Source organism: Mesorhizobium sp. WSM4935, assembly GCF_029625735.1.
In the GTDB taxonomy this organism is placed as follows: Bacteria; Pseudomonadota; Alphaproteobacteria; order Rhizobiales; family Rhizobiaceae; genus Mesorhizobium.
Map to the genome: position 1 here is coordinate 154,951 of NZ_JARTVR010000005.1, position 20,570 is coordinate 175,520.

Below are 20,570 nucleotides of genomic sequence, written 5' to 3' on the forward strand. Positions count from 1 at the left end.
ACATAGCAGATGCGTACGCTCAGTCGCTCGGCACGAGGCCAAATTGGTCGTAGAGCCGTCGGACGTAGCCGGTTGCTGCAACTTGCTCTGCCGCTCCCAAGTCGAAACGCGCGATCGTCTCTGCTTGGACGCGCGCAATCTCCTGTAGGTGCCTGGCGTCGCCCCCGCTTACTGTCACGCTAGACTGATGCCGACGATGCGAGTTGAGCGACCGCGAATGGAATGCGACACTGCCCTTCTCGAGCAGCCGCAGGTATGCAACCCAGTCACCGGCATTCCTGTAGGAAGCGATTTCGTCTAGCCCCGCACCTAGAACATCAAGCAGTGGTTCTCGGCGAAACAGAACCGCACTGACATTCGGGATGGTGTTTTTAAGGTACAGCGCCTCGGTTATTTCCTGGCGCCCATCCACAAGGTAGGGTTTGGTCCAGCGAGACCGGTCTATGTCTGAGACATAGTCGAGATAATGTTCGCACAAGATCCGTCCGTCGCCGTCCATCTGCCGCGACTGGCAGTAGCTCATGACCACATCGTCGCGTCCAAAGGCGGGCAGGAGTTCCGCAAGAAAGTCGGGATCGGCGAGATCATCCGCTTCTGCAATCCAAACGTAGTCGCCGCGCGCCGTTTCAACACCACGCGTCCATTGGCGGAATACCGAGCCTGAGTTCCGATCGTTCCGGATCAGCCTATTTGGTATGTCGCAGTGGGCCAAGAATTCTTCGATAACCTCGACACTGTCGTCTGTCGAGGCATCATCAAGCACTATCAATTCGTAGGGCCGTACTGTCTGTCTCACAATCGAATTGAGACGTGCGTTCAGATACCGGCCGTAATTGTAGTTCGGCACCACTACGGATATCTTTGGCAAAGGCCTTTCGGCATAGGACAGCAAATCGTGCAGGTAGTGACTGAAGCCAAATTCCTGTCGAACGATCTCACGTCCAACCCCTGCCATACGTCCGGCTCGGTCCGGATGATCGAGGAGATTGAGAATGGCGCCGGCCATCGCATCAGTGTGAAGCTTGGGCACAAGGATGCCGCAATCGCGCTTCAATAGATCTTGGAAGCCGCCAGCGTCTCGGAAAGCGACGATCGGAATTGCCGCGTCCAATGCTTCAAGCACTACTGAGGGGAATGGATCTTCGCGCGAAGTCAAAGCATATATATCAGCCGCGAAATAGAACTCGCGCGGATCCTTGACTAATCCAACAAAGACGAACCTGTCCTCAAGCCGGGCGTCTTTTACCCGTTGCATTTGAGACGCGTGCAACGTGTGGTCGACATGGCCGATCCAAATGGCAGTTACGTCGGGCTTAACCTTCATTACCTTCATGCAAGTATCCACAAAGAGATCCAGCCCTTTGCGATGGTCTCCGTATCCGGCCGAAAGCACAATGCGGGCGTCCCGGCGCAGGCCGAGCGTCCTGCGCACTCGCTCCCGCACCAGAGCCCTGTCCTTCTCGTGAAACGGCATGCGAAAATAGGAACCCTGCGGGCGGATCATTGATCGTCCGGTTGATCTGCCAACGAAATTCTCAAAACCGGAGCGAACAATCTCAGCGGGAAACACAACAGCGTCGGCGTGTTCCGCGATAGCGGCGGCATGGCGGTCGAGTCCTTGCGATTCCAAGACGCCAGGCAGTTCATGAACAAGTGAGACGGTGCAAAAGCCTGCTCTCTTCAACAAGGGGACGAGAAGGCCAGAGACCGTGGTGTTGACTATCGCTATTTCTGCTCCAACAGATCGGATCGCCTCTAGGCGCCCCAACACTTTTGCTTCGTTCTCCGCCGCGAGGTCGATCATATGCACGTTGGCCACTTCGGCAAAGCGAGGGAGCAGACTTCCGTTGCCCAAGACGATCAACTCAGACCTGAAGCCCAACTCACCGAAACCCCGCGCCATACTCATCGCAAGCATTTGCGCACCGTGCGGATGTGCGTCATGTGAGACTACGACGATGCTTTTCTTTCCACGGCCTGTCGCCTCCAACGCATCGCGGGTTGCCTGAAGGTAAGCATAGCCGGTCTGCGCATCCGGTTCGAGATGCGCCCCTTCTGCCCACTCGTTCCAGGCATTGACAAAGACCAGCCTTTCGCTGGGCTCTTCAATGCATTTAACTGTGTCGTTAATAGCGTTTTCCAACCATTTCTTGTATAGATCGGGCCTGTTATTGATAAATGCGGTGCCGCTATTCTTGCGGCGGGCGGTATTGTCCCATCCCGGACAGACAGAGCGGAAGAGCTTGTATTGGCGCGGTGGGTATTTCTCGCTGCGCTGCGGGAAAACCGACCAGTCGTAGACCGTTGTGGCAAAATCCCCGTGCATCGGCGTGACCTGATTGGTCACATTCGGCGGGGCGGAGTTGTTCGGCGGAAATTCGACAGCCGCGTCGAAGCCATAGTTACTTGGATCGGTCTTCTCGAACGACTGCGTATAGGCGAGATAGATTTCCCCGATGCCGTTCTCGCGGCACCACTGACGCCAGCGCATGGCCGTCTCACCGGCATCGGGGAGCAAGCTCGGTCGGTAGATCAGAAGAACTGGCTTGCCGTCGATCCGGATATACCGAGGGTCGCGGAGATATGGCGCCACTTCCTTTATGAAGGCGAGATCGTCCTCCGGCGAATGGCTCTGGCCTATCAGGATTTCGCTGTCACGCCCGTCCCACCGACGGGACCAGTTCTCGTTCGCCCAGCACAAACAGAATGGAAGGTCCAGGTCCTTGTCGCCGAGCCAGTTCTCCAACGGCTTTTCGAGCAACCTTTTCCCCGCAAACCAATAGAAGTAGAAGCAGAAACCCTCTATTCCGTACAGCCTGGCCAATTCGATCTGGCGGCGCTGCACCGCCTTGTCTCGGAGATCATAATAGCCAAGCTCGCCCGGTACATGAGGTTGATAGTGTCCCAAAAATTGCGGCTGCGCAGGCTCCACATTGACCCATTCTGTAAAACCCTTGCCCCACCACTCGTCATTTTCTGGAATTGGATGGAACTGCGGAAGATAGAAAGCGACTACGCGGACCGGCTTGTTGGCCAATGGTTCCGCGTCCAGGAGTGGAACATACTCAAGCTTCGGCGAGTCCAAGGAGGCTGTGGGGGTGCCGGCAATCGGGGCCAACTCCTTGGCGAAAGAGTTGAAACTCCGCCAGGCACGATAGGCATTAGTCTTTTTGAAGAGGAACGGCAAGAAACGGAAAACAGCATTTTTGAGCTTCTGCTTCACGTCGTCGGGTATCGGAAGTCGATGCCACGAAGCGTAAGCGGCCCCGGCCAAATGGTTACGACCGGCGGCAGGAATACGTGCTATTGCGGCGATGCCGTATCTCACAGCACGGACCGGCTGCGTCATTCGCCAAGACCTGCTCCTGTAGACCGCATCAAGAACATCATGCAGACGCTTTTCCTCATCACGGGCGCGATCCCGTTCGATCTCCAGCCCGGCGGCATGGGCGCGGAGAGCGGCATTCTCATGCTGAAGTTCCTTGTATTTTCGAGCGCTCTCGTCGGCCAACCGACGCAGCTTGTCGTGCTCGGCATGATATTGGTCCCGGTCGGCTTGTCCGCGCCGCGCCTCAGCAGTCAATGTCTCAACTTCGACCGCACGTTGCTGGGCCAGTTCAGCGCTGTCGTCTGCGAGTTTTCGTAAGTCGGCCTGCGCTTGTGCCCAAATCTCCTGCCGAGCCTGAAGCTCAGGGTAGAATGCGTCACCGAAGATCGGCGAGACCGAGTCGAATTCGGTCTTCACCCTGTCGAGAGTAGCGAACGCCTCTGCGTCCTGCACCTCATTACTGAGCGCGGTGAAGGCTGCATGGGTGTCCTTAACCCAGCCGGCGATACGTTCGTCGGCTAATAGCTGCGCTTCTCCCGCGACATGATGCTGATGCTCGCGCGAAAGATAGGTATCCACCTGTGCCGCAACATCGCCCATGGCTCGTGGCCAGTCAATGGCCAGCGCGGCAGTGATCTTCTCGATTTCACGGCGCCAATTCTGCATGAGCGCCTCGTATGACACGAGGACTCGCGGCTTGCCGCGCGTGGCATGCTCGGCGTCAAGTTCGTGGCGCAGCCATAGAAGCGCGCCAAACCCAGGCGTAAAGCCGTCACGCTTGCCAAGCGAGGCGACAACCGAAAGAGGATTACGACCAGTCAGCACATAACGGACATCGATCTTCATTAACTTCAGGACGTCGGCATAGAACGGCGCAAATCGAGAGATCCGTGGCTCCTTAAGCACAAAGAGTGGAGCTTCGCCATATTCTTCTTCTAGGATGCGCGCGATCTCAGCCCGGTAGAATTGCACTCGCGGCTTGGCCAGATTGGCTATGTCGAAGGTACGCCAATCGTCCCAACGACTGTCGGCCTCTGCAAGTATACGATCATCGAGTGCGTTCAATACTTCTGGTTCCCAATACCCAGTCGCATTGTTGCTATCTCTCGAAATCATATTCTTTGGCAGCTCAGCCCCAAACAAGCTGATCACCCTGGTTAGCGCGCTCGTTCCCGAACGATGCATGCCTAGCACCATGATGCACGTGCGGTTTGCTGCGGCTGGTTTGGCTGTCCCCAGCTTCGCCGTGGCATGCGCCTTCGGCTCTGTTTTGCCGAAAGCATCGCGGCCAGTCGCGGCCTTCGATGATGGAGCCTTGTTCATACGCTCAATGCCTGTCTCGTGTCCAAGAGGAGACGGCGCACGACCTCCTGTATCGCCTCCCGCCACTGCGACGCGCTCCACCCAAACACACCCTGAAACTTCGCGCTCGACAGCCGCGAATTTTGCGGCCGCCTAGCCTTGGTCGGATAGTCGATCGTCGCGATATCGCGCACTGTCGCGTGCGGGCCACCAAACGCCTGGCTTGTGTCGAGGATGTGACGGGCAAAGCCGCTCCAGTTGGTCTCGCCCTGACCCGCCAGGTGATAGACGCCGAAGGCGGCGAAATTCCGGCCGTCGACCAGCTTCGGCGCCGCATGCAGGATCGCGTCGGCGATATCGAGCGCCGATGTCGGATTGCCCCACTGGTCGGCGACGACCGCAATCTCGTCGCGATCGGCGGCCAGCCGCAGCATCGTCTTGACGAAATTCTTGCCGAAAGGGCTGTAGACCCAAGCGGTGCGCAGGATGAGGTGGCGCGGGTTGGCCGCCGCCAAGGCTTTCTCGCCGGCGAGCTTGGAGGCGCCGTAGACGCCGAGCGGCGCGGTCGGGTCTGTCTCGACATACGGGCCGCCCTTGGTGCCGTCGAAGACATAGTCGGTCGATAGATGGATGACGGGAACGCCGAGCCTTGCCGCGGCGTCCGCCACCTTACCGGCGCCGGTTGCGTTCACCGCGAAGGCCAGATCCTTCTCGTCCTCGGCCAGGTCGACGGCGGTGTAGGCGGCGGCGGAAACGACGATGTCTGGCCTTGCCGCTTCAAGGGCCGCGAGCACCGTGTCGGGCCGCGCCAGGTCGAGCGCCGGGCGGCCGACGGCGACGACTTCGAGATCGTCGCGGCCCCGCGCCGCCTCGACCAGGCTTGCGGCAACCTGGCCTTCGCGTCCGGTGACGGCAAGCCTCACGTGGTCACCTTCCTGCTCTCGGCCGGGCTGCTTTCGATTTTTGCGTTTTCGATCGGGCGCTTCTCCGCCGCGGCCCGGCCCAGCCGCTCGCCGGCGTAGCGCTGCTCGCGGATCGGCCCCCACCACCATTTGTTCTCGAGGTACCAGTCGACGGTCCTTGCCAGGCCGCTGTCGAAATTCTCCTTGGGCGTCCAGCCGAGCTCGCGCGCGATCTTGGAGGCGTCGATCGCATAGCGGCGGTCATGGCCGGGGCGATCGGTGACGAAGGCGATCAGCTCGCGATAGCGCTTGCCGCCGGCGCGCGGCCGCCGCAGGTCGAGAAGATCACAGATCGCCTCGACGACGCCGAGATTGGTGCGCTCGGAATTACCGCCGACATTGTAGCTCTCGCCCGGCCGCCCCCTGGTGGCCACCAGTTCAAGGGCCCGCGCGTGGTCCTCGACGAACAGCCAGTCGCGCACATTGGCGCCGGCGCCGTAGACTGGCAGCGGCTTCTCGTCGAGTGCGTTGAGGATGACCAGCGGGATCAGCTTCTCCGGAAAATGATAGGGGCCGTAATTGTTCGAGCAGTTGGACAGCACCACCGGCAGACCATAGGTCTCGTGCCAGGCCCGCACCAGATGGTCGGAGGCGGCCTTCGAGGCCGAATAGGGCGAGGACGGCGCATAGGGCGTCTCCTCCACGAACATGCCGCCGTCGAAAGGCAGGTCGCCGAAGACTTCGTCGGTCGAGACATGATGGAAGCGGAAGCCCGCCTTGCGCTCTTCGGACAGTCCGCGCCAGTATTCCAGCGCCGCATTCAGGATGCGGTAGGTGCCGACGATGTTGGTCTCGATGAAGGCGCCGGGACCGTCGATCGAGCGGTCGACATGGCTTTCGGCGGCGAGGTTCATGACGATGTCGATGTCGTCGCGGCGCAAGATCTCCAGCACGGCGCGCTCATCGCAGATGTCGGCCTGCTCGAAGCGGTAGTTATGCGCGTTCTCGATCGGCCTCAGCGAAGCGAGGTTGCCGGCATAGGTGAGCTTGTCGAGATTGGTGACGTGGTAGGCCGGATTGGCGCACAGATGCCGGCACACGGCCGAGCCGATGAAGCCGGCGCCGCCGGTGACCAGGAAATTCATGCCGCCGTCCCTCCTCACGCGAACACCTCCGCCACGGCCAGCAGGGGCGCGTTGCGGTCCTTGTCCGAAAGCTGGAAGCCGCCGGCGAGCGACGGCCATTTGATACCGATAGCGGGATCATCGAAGCGGATCGAGCGGTCATGCCCGGGCGAGTAGGTGTCGGTCACCTTGTAGAGCACCTCGGTATCCGGCACGAGCGTGACAAAACCATGCGCGAAGCCCTTCGGCACCAGGACCTGATTGCCCTTCTCGGCCGATATCTCCAGCGCTTCCCATTTGCCGAAGGTCGGCGAAGAACGGCGGATGTCGACCGCGACGTCGAGCACGCTGCCCCGGATGACGCGCAGCAGCTTGGCTTGTGCGCGTGGCGGCAGCTGGTAATGCAGCCCGCGCAGCACGCCTGCCGCGGCGGAATAGGAATGGTTGTCCTGCACGAAGGCGAGGTCGATGCCGGCTTCGGCGAAGCGTTCGGCATTCCAAGTCTCGCTGAAAAAACCGCGCGCGTCGCCATGCCGCTTCGGCACGATTTCCAGCACGCCGTCGAGGCCGAGCGGCCTGACCTCAAGCACTGCGTTCCTCCATCAGATCGGCCACCCGCCGGCGCAGATAGGCGGCGTATTCGTTCTTGCCGAGCCGTGCGGCGCGATCCAGAACCTTGTCGGCGCCGATCCAGCGCTGCTCCAGCGCAATCTCTTCCGGGCACGCGATCTTGATGCCCTGGCGATGCTCGATGGTGCGCACGAAAGACGATGCCTCGAGCAGGCTGTCATGCGTGCCGGTGTCCAGCCAAGCGTAGCCGCGTCCGAGGCGGTGGACATGCAATTCGCCACGCTCGAGATAGACATTGTTGACCGCCGTGATCTCGAGCTCGCCGCGCGACGAAGGGCGAATGGTCGAGGCAATGTCGACGACATTGTTGTCGTAGAAATAAAGACCGGTCACGGCCCAGTTGGACTTCGGCTTTTGCGGCTTTTCCTCGATCGTCAGGGCCTTGCCGCTCACCTTGTCGAAGGAGACCACGCCATAGCGCTCGGGATCGTCGACATAATAAGCGAAGACCGAGGCGCCGGCATCGCGCGTCGCCGCCTCGCGGCAGAGCTGCGACAGGCCGCCGCCAAAATAGATATTGTCGCCGAGAATCATCGACACGTTCTCCTTGCCGATGAAGTCGCGGCCGATGATGAAAGCTTCGGCAAGGCCGTTGGGCTGCGGCTGCTCGGCATAAGACAATTCCAGCCCGAATTCGGAACCGTCGCCAAGCAATGCCTGGAAGACCGGCAAGTCGCGCGGCGTTGAAATGACCAGGATCTGGCGAATTCCCGCGAGCATCAGCACGCTCAGCGGGTAATAGATCATCGGCTTGTCGTAGATCGGCAGTATCTGCTTAGAAACCGCTAATGTAAGCGGATAAAGGCGTGTTCCGCTGCCACCCGCAAGGATAATTCCTTTCAACAAGCCTCTCCTTGAACTACCGCGGCCCCCGCCTCGACGCCAAGTTGCCCGTGCTTAGGTTTCGGGCGCTGGCTTGTCAATGTCGGCTTCGACTGCTTCCCGACGCTACTTCAGCGTTTCTATCATCCGGCATGCGATGGTTTCGAGCGAAATCCGATTGCGGCATGAAAAAGGCCGGCGGACGCTCGTCGCCCGCCGGCCCTTTTTCCGTCGGTCTGGCTCAGCCGCGCTTGAGCAATGTCCACACGGCCGGCACAAGGCTGGCGGCCAAAGCCACCTTGATCAGGTCACCGACGATGAAGGGCAGGACGCCGAACTGCCAGGACTTTTCCGGCCCGATAAGGATCGCCAGCCAGGCAAAGCCCATGGCCATCATGACGACTTCCGCCGTCAGCATGGCGCCGAACAGCTTGAGGAGGTTGCGGTCCCAGCCGCGATCGGCGGCCCAGCCGGCGATTGCCGCCATGACCACGAAGCCGGCGAGATAGCCGCCGGCCGAGCCCAGCATATAGGCGATGCCGATGCCCTTTTCCGGCGTGCCCTGGAAGACCGGCAGGCCAAAAACACCCTCGGCGAGGTAGAGAAGGAGCGTCGCGACGGCGAGCCGCAGGCCGAATGCCGAGGCGATCAACAGGACGGCCAGCGTCTGCAGCGAAATGTCGACTGGGCCGAGCACCACTTTGGTCTTGGCCGAAAGCGTCAGCAGCAGGGTTCCGGTAAGCGCCAGGAAGAGCTGGGTGGCGAGCCGGGCTGCGCCCCGATCCGGCAGGGTGAGAGAAACAAGCGGACGCATCGTGGTTGCAGTTGCCATGGTCTTCCCCGTTCTGGCTGATTTGCTGGCTTTTAAAGCCATCGCGCAGAAACGGATTCAGGCGACGCGCTTTAAAGTTTGTCTTGATGCATGTCGGTCTCCCAAAACCGCTGCGCACTTTTGGGCGACATGCATTGATTTTCCTATATTGGCTTCCGTATCGGGCGGCAATCATTTTGCCGCATTGCAATGGAGCACACCGGCATGGCCCTTGAATTCGACACCAGCTTCTATCCGGCCTATGGCCGGGCGGTTGCGGTTGCGCCGGATGTGCTGCGCATCACCGCCAGAAATCCGAGCCCGTTCACCTTCCACGGCACCAATAGCTATGTCGTCGGCCGCGACACGCTGGCGGTGATCGATCCGGGGCCGGAAGACAACGCCCATCTCGAAACGCTGCTCAGGGCGATCGCTGGTCGGCCGGTCAGCCATATCTTCATCAGCCACACGCATCGCGACCATTCGCCGCTCGCGGCGCGATTGAAAGAGTTGACCGGCGCGCCGACGCTTGCCGAAGGCCCGCATCGGCCGGCGCGGCCTTTGCGCATCGGCGAGGTCAATCCGCTCGACGCCAGCGCCGACGTCACCTTCGTTCCCGATATCGTGCTGGCCGACAATGCGCTGACTGAGGGCGACGGCTGGGCCATCCGCACCGTGCTGACGCCTGGCCACACCGCAAACCACGCCGTGTTTGCCCTCGAGGGAACCGGAACCCTGTTTTCAGCCGACCATGTCATGGCATGGTCGACCTCGATCGTGGCCCCGCCGGACGGCGCCATGGCCGACTATATGAGCTCCCTCGACAAGCTCCTCGCACGCGGGGATCGCTTGCTGTTGCCGGGGCATGGTGGAGCTGTGACCGCGCCCCAAAGGTTCATGCGCGGCCTGAAGACCCATCGTAAGACGCGCGAAAGGGCGATCCTGGAGCGCATCCGCGCCGGAGACCGGACGATAACGGAAATGGTCGCGGCGATCTATCGCGACACCGACCCGCGGCTGCACGGCGCCGCGGGGCTTTCGGTGCTTGCCCATCTTGAGGATCTGGTCGCGCGTCGCATGGTCGCAACCAAAGGCGATCCGGCGATCGATGGCGTTTTCAGCCCGGCCGGATGATCACTCGGCCGGTGCCGCGCCAACCTGCCCGGCGACCTCCTGATCGAGCTCGCCAAGGAATTCCGTGATGCGGGCGGCGTTGTCGCCGAGGTCGTAGCGGCCGTAGCGCGACGCCGAGCGCATGTCGACAATAACCTGCTCGCCGTCGTCGGTGACGCGGATGGCGACATCGGCCGGTAATCCGAGCACGAAGCCCCTTGCCAGCGCATTGATCGTCGCCTCGCTCTGCCCGTTGATGTCGGGATAAGGCGCGGTCAATTGCCAGTCGCGGCGGTCGAGCACGGTTTCGACAGCGTCGACCACGGTTTCGAAAGGCAGATTGTAGCTGTGCCCGTTGACCAGCGGATAGGCATCGGCCTGCAGGCTCTGTTCGCCCGGCGTCGGCGGCGACAGCTCGTTCATGTCGGCAGTGCGGTCGCTGGTGTCCAGTGCCGGCGGGTCGTCGAGATCGGTCGAGATGTCGCGCAGCGGCGGATAGATCGTCGCCCAGTAGACCGCGACGCCGTAGGGGGCCAGCACCAGCAGCGCCAGCAGCGCGCCGATGCTGAGATCGCGGCCGCCGCGAGTGCCGAAACCCCAGACCCGCGACAAGGCCAGGCCCGCCAGCAGCAGGGCAAGCGCGGCCAGCAGCGCCACGACCGCCAGCACCCACAGGAAAGGCGGCGTGTCGACGAAGCCCAGCCTGTAGGCGGCAACGACGGTGAGCAAGAGGACGAGAGAAAATGCCCCGATCCGCCGCGACCATTCGGCCGCCCTCGACGTCTGCCGTTCAGGAATTGTAGCCATCGTCTGCCGCATTACCCCAGTCCGAACCGAGACTTAGAGGTTTTTGGCGCGGGCTTGAAGCCGAAAGATCGAACATTTTTCGTCAATCCGTCGGCAGGCGGTAATCCTTGAACTGGGCGCGCAAACTGGTCTTCTGGATCTTGCCGGTGGCGGTGTGCGGAATTTCATCGACGAAGGCGACATCGTCGGGCATCCACCACTTCGCCACCTTGCCGCTCATGAAGGCGAGGATGTCGCCCTTGCTCGGCTCCCTGCCGGGCTTGCTGACGACGACGAGCAAGGGCCGCTCACCCCATTTCGAATGCGGGACGCCGATGGCCGCCGCCTCCGCCACGTCCGGATGGCCGACGGCGAGATTCTCGAGATCGATGGTCGATATCCATTCGCCGCCGGATTTGATGACGTCCTTGGCGCGGTCGGTGATCTGCATATAGCCGCTGGCGTCGATATGGGCGACATCGCCGGTGTCGAACCAGCCATCGGCATCGAACTGCTCGGCGCCGGCGCCGCCATAATAGGCGCGGGCCACCGCGGGGCCGCGCACCTTGAGATGCCCGAAGGTCTTGCCGTCCCAGGGCAACGCGTTGCCGTCGTCGTCCGTCACCTTCATCTCGACGCCGAAGGGCGAAAAACCCTGCTTGGCCTGGACATCGAGCCGCGCTTCGCCGGTTAGCGTCTCATATTGCGGCTTCAGGGTGCAGAGCGTGCCGAGCGGCGACATCTCGGTCATGCCCCAGGCATGCACCACCTGCACGTCGTAATCGTCCTGGAACTTGGCGGTAATGGCCCGCGGACAAGACGCCCCGCCGATCACGACCTTCTTCAGATACGGCAGCTTCTTGCCGGTCTCCTCCAGATATTGCAGCAGCATCATCCAGACGGTCGGCACGGCGGCGCTGAACGTCACCTTTTCGGTGTCGAGCAGTTCATAGATCGAGGCGCCGTCCATCTTGCAGCCCGGCATCACCAGCTTGGCACCGATCATCGGTCCGCTCTGGCCGAGCCCCCAGGCATTGGCGTGAAACATCGGCACGACCGGCAGGGCGACATCGCGCGTCGACAGGCCCATGGCGTCGGGCATAGCAGCCATCATGGCGTGAAGGACGTTCGAACGATGGCTGTAGAGAACACCCTTCGGGTCGCCCGTCGTGCCGGAGGTGTAGCACATGCCGGCCGCGGTGTTCTCGTCGAAGGTCTTCCAGGCGAAGGCGCCGCCGGCCTCGGCCAGCCATTCCTCGTAGGCGACGGCATTCGCCAGCGACGTTTGCGGCATATGCGCCCGGTCGGTCAGCACGATCACCCGTCGCAGCGATCGGACCGCGCCGGCGATCTTTTCCAGGAGCGGCACGAAAGTCAGGTCGACGAAGATCGCCTTGTCCTCGGCATTGTTCATGATCCAGGCGATCTGCTCGGGAAAAAGCCTCGGGTTAAGCGTGTGGTAGATCGCGCCGATGCCCATGATGCCGTACCAGGCCTCGATATGGCGGGCCGTGTTCCAGGCAAGGGTCGCGATGCGGTCGCCGAGTACGAAGCCGTCACGCTCCAGCCGCTGCGCCACCTTGAGCGCCCGGTGATGGATTTCGGCAAAGGTGGTGCGCACGATCGGACCTTCGATCGAGCGCGACACGATTTCCCGGCTGCCGTGCTGGCGCTCGGCATGATCGAGCAGCTTGTGGCAAAGCAGCGGCCATTCCTGCATCAATCCAAGCATCGGTTCCTCCCCGTTGCGCATTCGCGCCATTTGTTTCACGCATTGTGGAACGAACCGGCGGTTTGTCCAGCCGCCATAAGTCGAACTCCGTGGATGGATCGAAGAACCGGGAAAACCGCCATAATCCGGCCATCCTCGCCGTTAAGCTTCATTAACGGGCTGGGTGAGATTGGCGAATGGAGAGATTCGCATGGACGCGCAGCTCGACGAAAAGGCCCTCGAAAGCACGCTTGCCGAAAGTCTGGACGATCTGACGCCGGACACCAAAACCGTTTCCGAAGATGAATTCGCCGAAGTCGTCGGCGGCGCGCTGGAGGCCGTCGGCGGAACGTTGCTATTCAAGATGCGGGTCGAAAACGGCGCCGATGGAGAGCATGTCGCCGCCGCCTGTATCGGCGACGCCGGCAACCGTCAGTTCCTGCTGCTCACGCTGCCGACCAGCGGCGGCGCGCTCAAGGTCGAAACCGCGGCGCGAAGCACCAACCCGGTTGCGGGCATTGCCGCAGCCTATGCCGGCCTCATGGATGCATTCAAAGCGGCCGCCTGACGACTGGAACACGGACGTTTAATGAATGGTGATGACGCCAGCGGGATGCGCGCTTGCGCGACGCGCTTGGTCTACACATGTAAGTCTTCGCCGCGAGAACGCTTCACCGTTTCACGGAAATGACGAAACGCTCTCTTTCTTCGTTTTGACGCAATTCCGGACGGAAAACCCGCTTCGCACTTTTCCTGGAATTGCTCCAGGAGACCATTCATGGACAAGCCCGCCAACCCCGCCCCCGGCTTTCAGCGCAATCCGGGCAAGGTGATCACCGTCGAACCTTACCGCGGCAGCGTCACCGTGCGCGCGGGCGACACCATCATCGCCCGGTCGACCCGGGCCAAGGTGCTGTCGGAACCGCCCTACCCGGCTGCCTTCTACATCCCCTTCGAGGACATCGACTTCAGCAAGCTCTCCGGCACTGAGCACTCCACGCACTGCCCCTACAAGGGCGATGCCAGCTACTGGAGCGTCCAGCCGGCCGGCGAAGCCGGCACGAACGCGATGTGGGCCTACGAACAGCCGTTCGACGAAATGGCCGAACTCCGCAATCACGGCGCGTTCTATACGAGCAAGGTGACGGTCGAAGCCGAACCGGGCTGAGTCTGGCCTGCCAGAGGTGCCTTGAGATGGAGGTCAGGCCGAACCGAGAAAACTGAGTTCCGAGGACCGGAACGGAGCGGACATTCAGTCCGTGAGTACCGGAAGCGCAGGAACTCACTGTTCGCAGGCCGGCCTCACCTGAATATCGTGGCGCCTCAGTCCGTCGTGCCGTCGTTGCCTATACCCTCGGCATCGTCGAGGCGCACGAAGGTCATGCCCTCCCGCTTCAAGGCGAGCAGGCCCTGAACCACGCCTTCGCCGGCGGCATGGGTCGGCTGGTTGATGTGGGCGATAATGACGTCGCCGTCCTTGGCGGCGCCGATGCGGCGCGCCGTTTCCTTGGCGCCGAGCAGCGAGCCGCCGTCGCCATTGACCGAGAAGCCGGCGATCTTGAAGCCAAGCTTGCGGATCATGGCGATCGCCGAGGGGCTGTATTCGGCGGTGGCGCCGCGGAACCATTTGGGCGCCGGCCCTCCTGCCCCGGCAAGGGCGGCGGCGCCGGATTGAACCTCGGCCTGCACTGCGTCCGGACTGCCGGCGCTGCGGATGCCGTAGATCTTTTGCGGCGTATCGACCGCCGGAATGTGGCGGCCCCCGTGGTTTTCCAGCTCGAACAGGTCGGGATGCGCCCGCATGATCTCGACGGCTTCGGCATTGCGCCTCAGCCAGATGCCGGTCACGAAGATCGTCGCCGGTATCCTGTTGTCGACAAGCGCCGAAAGGATCCTTGTGTCGGTCTTGCCGCCGCAGGCATCGAGCGTCAGGGCGACGCGACCGCCGCCGCCTTCAGCCCCCTGCGGCTTCAGATGCAGCGTCGGCTCGAGCAGTGTCGCGGCATTACCCGCCGACGCCGCGAACAGCGACAGCGCGCAAAGGGAATTTCGAAGCAGGCCCATCATCCGTTCCAAATCGCCACGTCCGGGCATTCTCCGCACGCGCCAGTAACTCGTCTCTACAAAGCGGCATCTAGGCGAAAATCGGGACGGCAAACAGCGCAAAAACCGGCAGTCGCGAAAATTTGCTTCGCTCTACACCGCGGCTTATATGGGCCTCTCCGTCCGCGCCAGCAGTTCGCGCACCGCTTCGGCGACCGTGTGTACTTCCAGGCGCCAGACACAAAATGCCTTGCTTGGATTGGTCCGATGACACCTGGCAGCGGCCACACACTCGCAAGGCATTGGGGGCCGTAGCGAGATGCTGGGTGCGCCAACCGGACCCCATGCAATCGGGTTGGTCAGGCCGTACAGGCCGACGACCGGGGTGCCGGCTGCGGCGGCCATATGCATCGGGCCGCTTTCATTGCCGAGGAAGAGCCGCGCCTCCTTGAGCAGCGCCATCAACGTTTCTAGTGATAGCTTACCTACCAGATTGACGACCGGCGCCTTGCTCATAGCCACGATCTGGTCGTTTGCCTCGGCTTCGTCGGGAGAGCCGACCAGAGCGACGGCGAGATCGGTCTCACTCGATATCGTGTCGATGACCGCCGCGAAACGCTCAGGCTGCCACCGGCGCCCCGGAAAGCTTGCTCCGGCATGCACGACCAGGAAGGCTTTGCGTCGAAGACCGCAGCGTTCCAGCAATGTCAGGACCCGCGCGGTTTCCGACGGCAGCGGCTCGATCGAGGGAAACCGCACGCGCAAATCCACCCCGAGCGCCTCCAGCGGAGACAGATAGCGATAAAGGAAATGTCTTTCGCCATAGCCGAAGGGCTTGGCCCGGACGTTCGCGGATTGGCGCTCGAATCGACGCAATGGCCTCTCGGTCGGGAAATAGCCGACCCGGATCCTGGCGTTGACGACCATGGCGACGAAATGCGTCGTCTTTGAATCGGTCAAGTCGATGGTCATATCGAAGGCCAAACGACGAAGCTTTCGCAACACCTGGTAGAGTTCCACGCCGCGCTGCAATACCGTGCCGCGCGCGCTCGAGCGCTTGAACGCCACAGTCTCAGCCGCGATCCCGTGGGCGGTCAGGAAGCTTGCGCAGCGAGCCTCGCAAAGGAAGACAATCCTGGCGCCGGGATAGGCGATCTGCAGATTCTTCGCGAGCGCCGAGGCAAGAACCAGATCGCCGATATATTTCGTTTGCAGGATTAGTATGGAGCGCACGTCTGCGAAGGGACCTTGCAATATCGGTATCTCGGCAACAGACCTGGGCTGAGACGTCGACATCTGGAGCCGCCATGCGCATGTTTCACGTGGCTCTCATATACAAGACCACAAGGTCGTGGACCAGAGCGACTCGCACGTGCCGGCTCAGCGCTTCACCGTTTCATGGAAGTGGTGAAAACCTGTATTTGGTCGCTTTGCCATGCAGCCGACGGACGGCACGAAGTCTCCCGCGGATGACAGACCGCGGCCTCCTGGGGCATCTCCGTCCGTGCCAGGAGTTCCAGCGTGGCCTCGACGACCGGATCGACCTCCAGGCGCCAGACACAGCATGCCTTGCTCGGATCGGTCCGACGGCACAGGTCACCGCCGACGCAGTCGCAAGGCATGGAGGGCCTGAGCGAGATGCTCGGCACGCCGACCGGCGCCCAACGGACCGGGTTGGTCAGGCCGAACAGGCCGACCACCGGCGTACCTGCCGCGGCCGCTATATGCATGGGCCCGCTTTCATTTCCGAGAAACAGCCGCGCTTCCTTGAGCAGCGCCAGCAGGGTTTCCAGCCGCAGCATGCCCGCCAGGTTGACGACAGGCGTCTTCGCCGCCGCGATGATCCTGCCGGTCGCCTCGCTCTCGTCCGGACCGCCGACCAGAACCAACCGCAGGCCGGTTTCCCGCACGATCCTGTCGATTGCTTCGGCGAAGCGCTCCGGCTGCCAGCGCCGGCCGACGAAGCTTGCCCCGGCATGAACGGCAATAAAGGCGTTTGGCTGAATTTTGTGCCTGGCCAGCAAAGCCAAGGCGCGCGTCGTCTCGAAGGGCAACGGTCGAATGGCCGGAACCCTGACGCGCAGGGCGATGCCAAGTGCCTCCAACGGAGACAAATAGCGATAGAGATAATGCTTTTTGCCGAATCCGTAGGGTTTCATCCGAACGTTGGCGGGCTGGCGCTCATGCCAGCGCAAAGGCCGCTCCGTCGGAAAATAGCCGACCCGGACCGGAGCGTTGACCAGTTTGGAAATGATCCGCGAGGTCTTGGAGTCGGTGATGTCGATGGTCATGTCGAAGCGGTGCTGCCGCAAAGTCCGCACCATGCGGAAGAGCTCGCGCCCCCGCTCCAGCGGCGAACCGCGCATCTTGGCACGGCTGAAGGGCACGACCTCGGTGGCAATACCGTGCGCCGTCAGGAAACCGGCGAAATGCTCCTCGCAGAGAAACACGATCCTAACACCCGGATATTGAAGCTGCAGGTTCTTCGCCAGCGCCGAGGCAAGGACGATGTCGCCGATGAACTTGGTCTGCACGATCAGGATCGACCGGAAGGCGGTTGGAGCGATCTGCAACATGGGTTTCCGACACCAATGAATGCGGTTTGGGAAGCTAGCTTGGAATGGTGTCGAGATTCAGGGCCGTCACGCGCACGTTCGCGTGACATTGCATACAAAACGGTAAGGTACCGGGACGCTGCTCGCCGAAGGCCCCTCAGGCGCGTTTTGCCGCGCTCTTCGCCCCGGCCACCGCAGCCTGCGCGGCGGCCAGCCTGGCGATCGGCACACGGTAGGGCGAGCACGACACATAGTCGAGGCCGACCTCCTCGCAGAAACGGATCGAGGCCGGATCCCCGCCATGCTCGCCGCAAATGCCGAGCTTGATAGCGGGCCGCGTCCTCTTGCCCTTTTCCGCCGCAATCCGCACCAGCTCGCCGACGCCGTCGACATCGAGCGACACGAACGGATCCTGCTCGATGATGCCCTTCTGCCGGTATGTTTCGAGGAAGGAGGCGGCATCATCGCGAGAGATGCCAAAAGTCGTCTGCGTGAGATCGTTGGTGCCGAAGGAGAAGAATTCGGCCGCTTCGGCAATGACATGGGCGCGGATCGCCGCGCGCGGCAACTCGATCATCGTGCCGGTGAGGTAATCGATCTTGGTGCCGGTCTCCTGCATCACGCTTTGCGCCACCGCATCGATGCGCGCTTTGACGTATTCCAGCTCCTTCACCAGACCGACCAGCGGCACCATGATTTCCGGCACCACCAGCGCCCCGGCCTTGCGGCCGGCCTCGACCGCCGCCTCGAAGATGGCGCGCGCCTGCATCTCGGCGATCTCCGGATAGGAGACGGCGAGCCGGCAGCCGCGATGGCCGAGCATCGGATTGAATTCGTGCAGCGCCTCGGTGCGCTGCCTGAGCTTGTCGGCCGATACGTTCATGGCGGAAGCGACCTCGGCGAGCTCGGCCTCGGTCTTCGGCAGGAACTCGTGCAGCGGCGGGTCGAGCAGACGGATCGTCACCGGCAGGCCGGCCATGATCTCGAACAGCTCTAGGAAGTCCGAGCGCTGCATGGGCAGCAGCTTGTCCAGCGCCGCGCGCCTGTCCTTCTCGGTGTCGGCCAGGATCATCTCGCGCATGGCGACGATGCGGTCGCCGTCGAAGAACATGTGCTCCGTGCGGCAAAGCCCGATGCCCTCGGCGCCGAAAGAGCGCGCCATGCGCGCATCGAGCGGCGTTTCGGCATTGGTGCGCACCTTCATGCGACGAGCGGCGTCCGCCCATTCCATGATGGCGGCGAAATCGCCCGACAGTTCCGGCTGCAGCATGGCGACCGCTCCTTTGAGCACCTGGCCGTTGCCGCCATCGATGGTGATGATGTCGCCCTTGCGGAAGGTCTGGCCCATCGAGATGAGCGTGCCGGACTTGTAGTCGACGCGCAGCGAGCCGGCGCCGGACACGCAGGGCTTGCCCATGCCGCGCGCCACCACCGCGGCGTGGCTGGTCATGCCGCCGCGCGTGGTGAGGATGCCTTCTGCGGCATGCATGCCGTGGATGTCTTCCGGACTGGTCTCGATGCGCACCAGGATCGCCTTGCGCCCCTGCGCCTTGGCATCCTCGGCATCGGCGGAGGAAAAAACGATTTCGCCGGTGGCTGCACCCGGCGAGGCAGGCAGGCCCATGCCGATGACGTCGCGCGCCGCCTTCGGGTCGATGGTCGGATGGAGCAGTTGGTCGAGCGAGGCCGGATCGATGCGGGCGACCGCCTCCTCCTTGGTGATCAGCCCGTCCTTCGCCATCTCCACGGCGATCTTCAGCGCCGCCTTGGCGGTGCGCTTGCCGGAGCGGGTCTGCAGCATCCACAATTTGCCGCGCTCGATGGTGAATTCGAGATCCTGCATGTCGCGGTAATGCTTTTCCAGCCGGTCGGAGATGTCGACGAAAGCCTGGAAGGCGTCGGGCATGAGCTTCTGCAGCGACGGCTTGTCGGAGCCGGCGGCGATCCGCGCCGCCTCGGTGATGTTCTGCGGCGTGCGGATGCCGGCCACCACGTCCTCGCCCTGGGCGTTGACCAGGAACTCGCCATAGAGCTGCCTGTCGCCGGTCGAGGGATTGCGGGTGAAGGCGACGCCGGTCGCCGACGTGTCGCCCATATTGCCGAACACCATGGCCTGGACATTGACCGCCGTGCCCCAGCTTTCCGGGATGTCGTGCAGGCGCCGATAGGTGATGGCGCGGTTGTTCATCCAGCTCGAGAACACGGCGCCGATCGCGCCCCAGAGCTGTTCCTGCGGATCCTGCGGGAACGGCTTGCCGAGCTCTTCCTCGACCTTGGCTTTGTAGAGCGCAATCACGCCCTGCCATTCCTCGGCTGTCAGCTCGGTGTCGAGCTCGTGGCCGAGGCTCGCCTTCTGGTCCTCGAGGATCTCCTCAAACACTTCGTGGTCGAGGCCCATGACGACGTCGGAATACATCTGGATGAAACGCCGGTAGCTGTCATAGGCAAAACGTGCATCACCGGAATCAGCGGCCAAAGCCTCGACCGTCTCGTCATTGAGGCCGAGATTTAGCACCGTATCCATCATGCCGGGCATGGAAGCCCGGGCGCCGGAGCGCACCGAGACCAGAAGCAGCTTCGACGGATCGCCGAAGCGGCGGCCGGTGATCCGGCTGATATGGTCGAGAGCAGCGGCGACATCCGCCTCGAGCGCTTCGGGATAGGTGCGGCCGTTGGCGTAATAGGCGTTGCAGACCTCCGTGGTGATGGTGAAACCGGGCGGCACCGGCAGCCCGAGGCTGCACATCTCGGCCAGATTGGCACCTTTTCCGCCGAGAAGGTTGCGGTCGCCGGCACGGCCTTCGGCGGCGCCATCGCCGAAGGTGTAAACCCACTTGGTCATGCATGCCCTCCAGTTCGTGGAAGATAGAAACAGCCGGACCACGGCCCGGTTCCCCGCCTTTGCGATCCGAGCGATAGGATGCTGCAGTGCGAAAGGCAAGCTCCGGCCGGGCGCCTGCAGCAACTACAATCGATTAAGCAAAAGCTGCGGCAAAAATACTTGCGGGAGGGTATGGCGCGATATAGAACAGAACAGGAACACGAGTGGAGTAGCGTGATGAAACTCAACGGAAAACTCGACTATCTGGAACTGCCGGCGACGGGCGGCACGCTGGACAGCGTCAAATCCTTTTACAGCGCTGCCTTTTCATGGTCGTTCACCGATTACGGTCCGACCTATTCCGCCTTTGCCGAAGGCCTCGACGGCGGCTTCCAGGCGGATGCCGGCGAAGCACCCGCCAAACCGCTCCCCGTCATCTACTCCAAAAATCTCGAGGAAACGCTGGACGCGGTCGAGAGTGCCGGCGGCACCATCGTCAAGCCGATCTTTTCCTTCCCCGGCGGCAGGCGGTTCCACTTCACCGATCCGGCCGGCAACGAACTGGCCGTTTGGGGACATTAGGGAAGTCGCGGTTTCAAGTTGTTTTGCTGTTGACAGCCGG

At 62.2% G+C, this 20,570-nt stretch carries 16 protein-coding genes; 4 read left to right on the forward strand and 12 right to left on the reverse strand.

Annotated features, from left to right (window positions below):
* Nucleotides 1–19: 19 nt before the first annotated feature.
* From P9273_RS15355 to P9273_RS15380, 6 genes are all read right to left on the reverse strand, one after another.
* The gene (locus tag P9273_RS15355; RefSeq protein ID WP_278049668.1) at nucleotides 20–4,651 is read right to left on the reverse strand and encodes a glycoside hydrolase family 99-like domain-containing protein; all 4,632 of its coding nucleotides are present in this window, start codon (nucleotides 4,649–4,651) and stop codon (nucleotides 20–22) included.
* Complete coding sequence (rfbD, locus tag P9273_RS15360) at nucleotides 4,648–5,553, reverse strand: dTDP-4-dehydrorhamnose reductase (RefSeq protein ID WP_278049669.1); 906 nt, start codon at nucleotides 5,551–5,553, stop codon at nucleotides 4,648–4,650. Before rfbD ends, P9273_RS15355 begins: the two co-directional genes overlap by 4 nt.
* The gene (gene rfbB, locus P9273_RS15365; protein ID WP_278049778.1) at nucleotides 5,550–6,677 is read right to left on the reverse strand and encodes a dTDP-glucose 4,6-dehydratase; all 1,128 of its coding nucleotides are present in this window, start codon (nucleotides 6,675–6,677) and stop codon (nucleotides 5,550–5,552) included. Before rfbB ends, rfbD begins: the two co-directional genes overlap by 4 nt.
* 14 nt (nucleotides 6,678–6,691) lie before the next feature.
* On the reverse strand, nucleotides 6,692–7,246 hold the full coding sequence (gene rfbC / locus P9273_RS15370; RefSeq protein ID WP_278049670.1) for a dTDP-4-dehydrorhamnose 3,5-epimerase: 555 nt from the start codon (nucleotides 7,244–7,246) through the stop codon (nucleotides 6,692–6,694).
* The gene (gene rfbA, locus P9273_RS15375; RefSeq protein WP_278049671.1) at nucleotides 7,239–8,129 is read right to left on the reverse strand and encodes a glucose-1-phosphate thymidylyltransferase RfbA; all 891 of its coding nucleotides are present in this window, start codon (nucleotides 8,127–8,129) and stop codon (nucleotides 7,239–7,241) included. The genes rfbC and rfbA overlap by 8 nt, the downstream gene beginning before the upstream one ends.
* A gap of 220 nt (nucleotides 8,130–8,349) precedes the next feature.
* Complete coding sequence (locus P9273_RS15380) at nucleotides 8,350–8,940, reverse strand: biotin transporter BioY (RefSeq protein WP_278049672.1); 591 nt, start codon at nucleotides 8,938–8,940, stop codon at nucleotides 8,350–8,352.
* 204 nt (nucleotides 8,941–9,144) lie between these two features.
* Here P9273_RS15380 and P9273_RS15385 point away from each other — a divergent pair, with 204 nt between their 5' ends.
* Nucleotides 9,145–10,053 (forward strand): MBL fold metallo-hydrolase, encoded by a 909-nt coding sequence (locus tag P9273_RS15385; protein ID WP_278049673.1) that lies wholly within the window; start codon nucleotides 9,145–9,147, stop codon nucleotides 10,051–10,053.
* Here the strand turns inward: P9273_RS15385 and P9273_RS15390 are convergent, their stop codons facing one another.
* Nucleotides 10,054–10,839: a DUF1499 domain-containing protein gene (locus P9273_RS15390; RefSeq protein WP_278049674.1), complete on the reverse strand. Its 786-nt coding sequence runs from the start codon at nucleotides 10,837–10,839 to the stop codon at nucleotides 10,054–10,056. It abuts the gene before it with no gap.
* 82 nt (nucleotides 10,840–10,921) lie between these two features.
* Nucleotides 10,922–12,550: a fatty-acid--CoA ligase gene (locus P9273_RS15395; protein ID WP_278049675.1), complete on the reverse strand. Its 1,629-nt coding sequence runs from the start codon at nucleotides 12,548–12,550 to the stop codon at nucleotides 10,922–10,924.
* Nucleotides 12,551–12,740: 190 nt separating this feature from the next.
* Here P9273_RS15395 and P9273_RS15400 point away from each other — a divergent pair, with 190 nt between their 5' ends.
* Together P9273_RS15400 and P9273_RS15405 are read left to right on the forward strand one after the other, a co-directional pair.
* Nucleotides 12,741–13,097: a hypothetical protein gene (locus P9273_RS15400; RefSeq protein WP_278049676.1), complete on the forward strand. Its 357-nt coding sequence runs from the start codon at nucleotides 12,741–12,743 to the stop codon at nucleotides 13,095–13,097.
* A 210-nt stretch (nucleotides 13,098–13,307) separates the two neighbouring features.
* Nucleotides 13,308–13,697 (forward strand): DUF427 domain-containing protein, encoded by a 390-nt coding sequence (locus P9273_RS15405; RefSeq protein WP_278049677.1) that lies wholly within the window; start codon nucleotides 13,308–13,310, stop codon nucleotides 13,695–13,697.
* A 155-nt stretch (nucleotides 13,698–13,852) separates the two neighbouring features.
* Here the strand turns inward: P9273_RS15405 and P9273_RS15410 are convergent, their stop codons facing one another.
* The 4 genes from P9273_RS15410 to ppdK form a co-directional block, all read right to left on the reverse strand.
* Complete coding sequence (locus tag P9273_RS15410) at nucleotides 13,853–14,593, reverse strand: polysaccharide deacetylase family protein (protein WP_278049678.1); 741 nt, start codon at nucleotides 14,591–14,593, stop codon at nucleotides 13,853–13,855.
* Nucleotides 14,594–14,737: 144 nt separating this feature from the next.
* Nucleotides 14,738–15,640: a glycosyltransferase family 9 protein gene (locus tag P9273_RS15415; protein WP_278049679.1), complete on the reverse strand. Its 903-nt coding sequence runs from the start codon at nucleotides 15,638–15,640 to the stop codon at nucleotides 14,738–14,740.
* Between the two features lie 320 nt (nucleotides 15,641–15,960).
* On the reverse strand, nucleotides 15,961–17,148 hold the full coding sequence (locus P9273_RS15420; RefSeq protein WP_278049680.1) for a glycosyltransferase family 9 protein: 1,188 nt from the start codon (nucleotides 17,146–17,148) through the stop codon (nucleotides 15,961–15,963).
* A gap of 136 nt (nucleotides 17,149–17,284) precedes the next feature.
* A complete protein-coding gene (ppdK, locus tag P9273_RS15425; RefSeq protein WP_278049681.1) occupies nucleotides 17,285–19,969 on the reverse strand; it encodes a pyruvate, phosphate dikinase in 2,685 nt (894 codons plus the stop codon).
* Between the two features lie 216 nt (nucleotides 19,970–20,185).
* On the opposite strand from ppdK, the gene P9273_RS15430 reads away from it, so the two are divergent.
* Nucleotides 20,186–20,530: a VOC family protein gene (locus P9273_RS15430; protein WP_201414229.1), complete on the forward strand. Its 345-nt coding sequence runs from the start codon at nucleotides 20,186–20,188 to the stop codon at nucleotides 20,528–20,530.
* Nucleotides 20,531–20,570 lie beyond the last annotated feature (40 nt).